Origin of the sequence: Alkaliphilus peptidifermentans DSM 18978, assembly GCF_900101495.1 — a bacterium.
GTDB lineage: Bacteria > Bacillota > Clostridia > Peptostreptococcales > Natronincolaceae > Alkaliphilus_C > Alkaliphilus_C peptidifermentans.
Genome location: NZ_FMUS01000003.1, coordinates 213,789 through 220,087 on the forward strand (window position 1 = coordinate 213,789; position 6,299 = coordinate 220,087).

Consider the following 6,299-nt stretch of genomic DNA (forward strand, 5'->3'; position numbering starts at 1 on the left):
TATCTATTTTATTGAATTTTTCAATATATTATATTACGATATTCAAATTATTAATTAGAGGCTTTTTTGAATTTCTTTATTTGAAAAAAGGAGGGTAAAGAAATTGGGAAAACTGCTCCTAAACCTACAATACATGCAAAGATTGATATTCCAATGCCATATAAGCCCAGTAGTATTATTATTGTTAAGGGCTTTTCTTTTATAAGGTAATACAGAACTCCTCCTGTAGAAAATAGCATAACAATACTTAGCAACTCTTTGAAGCTGAAATATCCTTCCTTTTTGTTTAATATTAAAATAATAAGTAGAACAAACAAAAAATCAATTTTTGCCAGGATTCTGATGGCAGGTATAACCTCAAGAAATATATTATCTAAACCGAAAAAATATTTTCCATATTCAAATACAGCAAACATATTTAGAAGGAAAAAGCCACATAAACCTACAATACAGGCTCCACGTATTGAAATATCGTCCTTGTTTAAGAATTTTATAATCTTTTGCATATAATGTCCTCCTATAAGCATAGTGATTTTTTAAAACTGAGTATATTAGCTTGTCTTATATGTCTTATTTATTATATATATTTATGTACATATCGATATATTCATGGAATTTCCATTGTTACACCCATTTTTTTGTAGTAAAATTAATACGATAATATATTCAATAAAACAAATGAAGTAGTTGAGCCTTACAATCTATGTAATGATAAAGTCAAACATTAAAATACGAAGGAGTATTATAATGAAACAGAAGAGCATTAATTATATGATGTTTATTTTTATTGGAGTTATAAGCTATTATTTCTTATCTTTTGAGATGGGGTTCATTAGATTAGCTCTATTGGCAGTCATATGTATTGTTTATGGAGGTACTCTTTACAGGATATATGATATTATCGAAGATAGGGCTATTGATGAAAGAATTATTATACCTATAGATTTATTATCCGCGTACTTATTTACAGTAATACTTAATAGGTTTTTAGCAAATCCTGTGCCTGCTATATTCATTTTGATTCCAATATTTTTAAAAAACATAAGAGGAGAAAAACAGTTTAAAGTAATATTGGCTATTGCATTAGCTATTATTTTACTTGTAGGAGTATATATTCCTGTGAGAGAATTCAATATGAAATATGAAGTTGTTGAAAATACCATAAATTCAGCTAAAAATAATGAAAGCTTGAGGATGTATGTGGTTAATGAAGAAGAATATATTGGTTATAGAAATTACGGAAATCTAGAAGTCTTTAATAAAGAAGAGTTTAAAGAAATAGTTAAAGAACACGATATTATTAACTACAAGCCCAAAACATCTTTACTATACAAAATTAGACAATATCATCAAAATGAAACACTAATATTTCTTTCTTACTATGATAGCACTACAGGAGACGAGGCTGGAAGGCTTATACTTATTTTAAATAAGGTAAATGGAAACTGGAAAATAGTTGGGCAATTGAATAGTAATTAGATGCAAATAATATAGCACTGTAAAAGTAACTGATGGTACTGGTGAGGAATATGAAATACCTCTTCAATAAATGAAAAGCAGGCTAAAAAAAAGCTACTCTAGTAATAGAAGTAGCTTTTTTTATACGTATTTAATGTTTATTTATAGTTTGAAAGCCTTAGTAGACTCAGAAAGAGAAAGTATCATATTATTAAGCTCCAGAAACGACGCAGATATTTCTTCAATAGACGCTGTCTGCTCTTCTGTTGATGCATTAATTTGTTGTGTGGATGCTGTTGATTGTTGGGCTACTGCACTAATGTTATTTATTGAACTAAACATTATATCTTTGTCTGCTGTAATATTAGTTAAAGCCTGAGAAATTGATGAAATATGACTTGTAACTGATTTTATGGAGGTATCAAGCTTATTAAAGACTTCCTCAGTATTACCTAACTCACTGGAGGTGTGCTCCAATAGGCTAGATGAAACCTTAGTATCATTGTTAATGGTATTAATAACATCTTTAATATCTTCAATAATGTTTTTAATTTTATCCGCTGATTGAGCTGATTCCTCAGCCAGTTTTCTTATTTCATCTGCGACAACTCCAAAGCCCTTTCCTGCCTCTCCAGCTCTTGCGGCCTCTATTGCAGCGTTCAAAGCTAATAGGTTTGTTTGATTGGAAACCTGGTTTATACTTCCAATTATTTCCTCGATGGCATTTGATTTGTCCGACAAGGTATATACATTATTGGCTACACTGGAAGCAGTGCTACTATAAGTACTAAAATTTTCTTTAAAGGTGTTAATGGCAACTAATCCAAGCTTATTATTTTCCTCCATTATATTGGTGTCATTGCTGGTTAAGCCAACAATATGCTGCATATTAATTATATTATTGGAAAGATTGTTTGTTATTTCAACACCATTGCTAATTTCTTCCGCTTGGTCAGATACCCCTATAGCAATTTCATGAATTGTATTTGAAATTTCTTCACTCGAAGCACTTACCTCTTCAATTGAATTTGCAATAACCTGTGATGAATCCTTTGAATTTACAGCAACCTCCTGAATTCTATTAATTAAATCTTTTAGGTTACTAACCATAGAATTAAAGCTATTTGATATTAGATTCAACTCGTCTTTTGTTTTAACATTACATTTAGCTGATAAGTTACCCTGCTCAACCTCCTTTATGGCAGTAACAATACGATTAATATTTGATACAATTTTATTGATAATTAGGGTGGAAAATAAGATGCTTAGTAGAATAGCTACTGCTATTATGCCGACAATCTTTAAAACTATAGGGAGGGCTATAGCTCTAACGTTGTTCATATCAATTCCTACAAAAAACATACCTATGATACTGTCATTCCCATCCTTTATAGGAATGTACTGTGTTACAAACTTCCTTCCAACTACATTTGTTACACCTGTATAGGAAATACCCTCTTTTAAGACCATATTAGACACTTCTTCAGATGCTTTTGTTCCTACAGCTCTACCACCATCTTCTGTAATAACATTGGTTGATACTCGTGTATCATATAGAAATACAGTTACAGAGGATTCCGTCAGTTCTTTGATTTTATCTACTACCTCAAAATTGTCATCGATTAAAACAGAGCCTTTATATAGTCTATTATCTATGACATTCCAATTACCAGCATATCTTGAATTAAAAAGCTCATAACCTAAGTTAATATTCGATTGTAGCTGATGATGAGCTATCATATCGGTTTTTTCATTATAAACAACTACAGAAATAAGAACTGCTAAAATACATAAAATAGAAATGATTAAAGATAATAACTTGCCCCTCAATTTTAAGTTCATGCCCATTCTCCTTAGCTATTTATTTTGTGGAAATTGCATAATTTATTTTGGTTAATTATTTAACAATATACCAGTTGACGTGAGGCTATATGGAATATATAATGTGTGCAAAGAATCATATTTGAATTATGAAACTTCCTAATGTATTAAAATTTTTCTTACTTAATTAGTATAGTTGATGCATAGTTAAAATTATGTCGATTTTTGTAGAAAGGAAAAATATAGTGTGCAAATTTGTTTTTTAGGATAAAAATTTATTTAGTTAATTATTGATTTTACACAAAAATATTTATTTGTTATACTGATCGGGAAAAGGGTTTTTATTTACATGATACCTTTAAGTTAATTATAACTGTTAAATGATAGTACATTGATTTCAATTGTTGGGAGGAAAATTTATGGAGTTAACTGATATTCAAGAAAAAATCAAGAAATTTACAACGGAAAAGGAGATGACTTCAAAGGTTGAGGTTAGAGTAATTGATATAGCCTCAGAAGTAGGTGAATTGTCAAAGGAGGTATTAAAGGGGACAGATTACGGAAACAAGCAATTTAGTAAAACAAAGGATTGGAATTGCGAAATAGGAGATGTTTTCTTTTCATTAATATGTATTGCTAATGAAACAGAAACAAACCTGGAGGAATGCTTATCATCAGCATTAGATAAATATGAACAAAGATTTAATTACAAAGGACACTTGGGCTCAGATTAATACCAGTTGAATAAGAATTTTGTTATAATATAAAATATAAATAATAAGGAGGAATTATGATGCAATTTATAATTACAGCATATGATGGTAAGGATGAAAAGGCACTGGAAAGAAGATTAGCAGCCCGTGATGAGCATCTAAAGCTAGTGGAGAAATTATTTGAGGAGAAGAAATATTTATATGGAGCAGCCATTCTTGATGAGAATGAAAAAATGATAGGCTCCTGTGTTGTGGTTGATTTCCCTACAAGACAGGATGTGGAAGAATACATTGAAATGGAACCATATGTTAGGGGTAATGTGTGGCAGAAAATTGAAATTAAGTCCTGTAAGGTTGCCCCCATATTCATGCAGCTATATAAATAGAATAGTATGTATATACCCTTATAAGACTAATTGGATAGTTACTTTTAGCCCTAATATATTGAGCTCTATACAGATAGCTTAATCTATACATATAATTTGTCTTTTTTAGAGAATTCATTTATAAAGGGGGAGGATGATGACAAAAAATACAGTAAAAGAGATCTATCTATTAAGAAGTATAGCTTGTCTATGTGTTGTGCTGGTACATTCCATCACTAGAATTGTAGAACTCTATGGCACTGAAATATCAAGTCATCAAGAAGCTTCTTTTATGACCTTAATACTATTATTAACCTTTGGAACACCAGTTTTCATTTTTTTATCAGAGTTTTTATTGTCTTATTCATACTCTGAAAATATACCTGATAATTTTGTAAAAAAGAGAGTTCAATTAATACTATATCCGTATATTTCAATGGGCTTTATTTACGCAATACTCATGACACATGAAGCTAATAAATTATATGAAGGAATAGTATTGAGGACTTTTATTTTCTTTATAATTAGAAATTTACTATTTGGGTTTTACAGGCATGGATATTTCATCATTGTTATATTTCAATTTTATCTACTACACCTTGCTCTTCATAAATACCTAAGTAGAACTTCACCTAAAAGGGTACTCTTAGTCTCTCTTTTTATTAATCTTATATATTTAGGATTCTTTAATTTTGATGACCCTGTTAATATACCATATGGGCAATTCCTATGGAGGGGACTTACTTGGGGTAGCTTTCTATCTTGGATATTTTACTTTACATTAGGCTTTTATAGTGGTAAATATTATGAAGCTTTTATAGAAAAGATAAAGCATTACAGAAGTAAAGTAATTCTGCTGCCCTTCCTATCAATGGTAGTAGTTGTATATTTATATTTAAGTGGAATATTAACTATTAATGATTCTAAAAGAATCGATATTGTAATTTTGCTGCAAGTATGATTTTTTTAATCTACTACATTGCAGTTAATTTAAAAGAGATACCTAAAACATTCATATTCATAAGTCGCTTTTCATTTGGTATTTATCTTTTACACATGTTGTTTTTATATGTAGGAGTTCAATTTCTTCGAAATACTTCTTATTTAAATTTACATCCTCTTCTTATGCTGATAGTATTATTCATAGTAAGTATTGTAGCTTCCATTATAAGCACCTTTGTATTAAGTAAATTTAAAATAGGTAAATATATAATATATAATAGGTAATGTAAAAGGTTCTACTTCGACAAAAAGAAGTAATACTACATGGACTTCATCACAAAAGTTAAGGAAAGAAAGTATCTACTAGGTTTTTTGCGACTCCAAATAAACAGCTAAATAGAGTGTATAATGGGTATACTTACAAGAAAATTTCATACAATGGATAGTATTAAAATAGGACAGGAGGAGAACTAATGGAATGTAGAGTTGGTTGTGCAGCTTGTTGCATTGCACCGTCAATTTCCTCTAAAATACCAGGATTGCCAAATGGAAAACCTGCTGGGGTCAGATGTGTTCAACTTAGTGACGATAATAAATGTAAGCTGTTTGGGAAAAAAGAAAGACCTACCGTATGCAGTAGTTTAATGCCCTCTAATGAAATGTGTGGAAAAACTACAAAGGAGGCATACTTATATCTTGAATATTTAGAAATGTATACCTCACAAAAATGATCTTCAAGGAACCTAGCAACCTGATTTCTTGTAGATATAATTAATTATTAATGGACTTTATAATATTTATTTTGAAGAAATACTTATATAGCATTTCTTAATTTAAAAGGGTTTATTTCAATTCAATAGAATATTATAAAGAACACTAAAAAAATAAATATTACATATAAAAGGAGTAGAGTGTATTAGATTTGCTGGACACGTATAAAGGTTGCTATAATAAACCTAGAAAGGACGTGTTACAGCTATGAGTAATAAAAATAAATTCA

Annotated in this window: 7 protein-coding genes; 5 read left to right on the forward strand and 2 right to left on the reverse strand. The window is 29.7% G+C overall.

The genetic code is table 11. The annotated features are described in order from the left end of the window. Positions 1-50: 50 nt before the first annotated feature. On the reverse strand, positions 51-506 hold the full coding sequence (locus BLP68_RS03850; RefSeq protein WP_091540217.1) for a hypothetical protein: 456 nt from the start codon (positions 504-506) through the stop codon (positions 51-53). A gap of 241 nt (positions 507-747) precedes the next feature. On the opposite strand from BLP68_RS03850, the gene BLP68_RS03855 reads away from it, so the two are divergent. Beyond that, complete coding sequence (locus BLP68_RS03855) at positions 748-1,479, forward strand: hypothetical protein (protein ID WP_091540220.1); 732 nt, start codon at positions 748-750, stop codon at positions 1,477-1,479. A 141-nt stretch (positions 1,480-1,620) separates the two neighbouring features. Here the strand turns inward: BLP68_RS03855 and BLP68_RS03860 are convergent, their stop codons facing one another. Continuing rightward, positions 1,621-3,300 (reverse strand): methyl-accepting chemotaxis protein, encoded by a 1,680-nt coding sequence (locus BLP68_RS03860; RefSeq protein ID WP_176758858.1) that lies wholly within the window; start codon positions 3,298-3,300, stop codon positions 1,621-1,623. Positions 3,301-3,698: 398 nt separating this feature from the next. On the opposite strand from BLP68_RS03860, the gene BLP68_RS03865 reads away from it, so the two are divergent. The 4 genes from BLP68_RS03865 (at position 3,699) to BLP68_RS03880 (ending at position 6,030) form a co-directional block, all read left to right on the forward strand. After that, positions 3,699-4,013 carry a MazG nucleotide pyrophosphohydrolase domain-containing protein gene (locus BLP68_RS03865; protein WP_091540224.1) on the forward strand — a complete coding sequence of 105 codons (315 nt, stop codon included), beginning with the start codon at positions 3,699-3,701 and terminating at the stop codon, positions 4,011-4,013. Between the two features lie 59 nt (positions 4,014-4,072). Continuing rightward, a complete protein-coding gene (locus BLP68_RS03870; RefSeq protein ID WP_091540227.1) occupies positions 4,073-4,378 on the forward strand; it encodes a YciI family protein in 306 nt (101 codons plus the stop codon). A 136-nt stretch (positions 4,379-4,514) separates the two neighbouring features. Next, positions 4,515-5,318 (forward strand): acyltransferase family protein, encoded by an 804-nt coding sequence (locus BLP68_RS03875; protein ID WP_176758859.1) that lies wholly within the window; start codon positions 4,515-4,517, stop codon positions 5,316-5,318. A 454-nt stretch (positions 5,319-5,772) separates the two neighbouring features. Further along, entirely contained in the window at positions 5,773-6,030 is a 258-nt protein-coding gene (locus BLP68_RS03880; protein WP_091540231.1) for a YkgJ family cysteine cluster protein, read from the forward strand. Positions 6,031-6,299 lie beyond the last annotated feature (269 nt).

Coding starts and splice junctions, on each gene's coding strand:
- BLP68_RS03850 (WP_091540217.1), bottom strand. CDS start 506: ATGCAAAAGATTATAAAATTCTTAAACAAGGACGATATTTCAATACGT.
- BLP68_RS03855 (WP_091540220.1), top strand. CDS start 748: ATGAAACAGAAGAGCATTAATTATATGATGTTTATTTTTATTGGAGTT.
- BLP68_RS03860 (WP_176758858.1), bottom strand. CDS start 3,300: ATGAACTTAAAATTGAGGGGCAAGTTATTATCTTTAATCATTTCTATT.
- BLP68_RS03865 (WP_091540224.1), top strand. CDS start 3,699: ATGGAGTTAACTGATATTCAAGAAAAAATCAAGAAATTTACAACGGAA.
- BLP68_RS03870 (WP_091540227.1), top strand. CDS start 4,073: ATGCAATTTATAATTACAGCATATGATGGTAAGGATGAAAAGGCACTG.
- BLP68_RS03875 (WP_176758859.1), top strand. CDS start 4,515: ATGACAAAAAATACAGTAAAAGAGATCTATCTATTAAGAAGTATAGCT.
- BLP68_RS03880 (WP_091540231.1), top strand. CDS start 5,773: ATGGAATGTAGAGTTGGTTGTGCAGCTTGTTGCATTGCACCGTCAATT.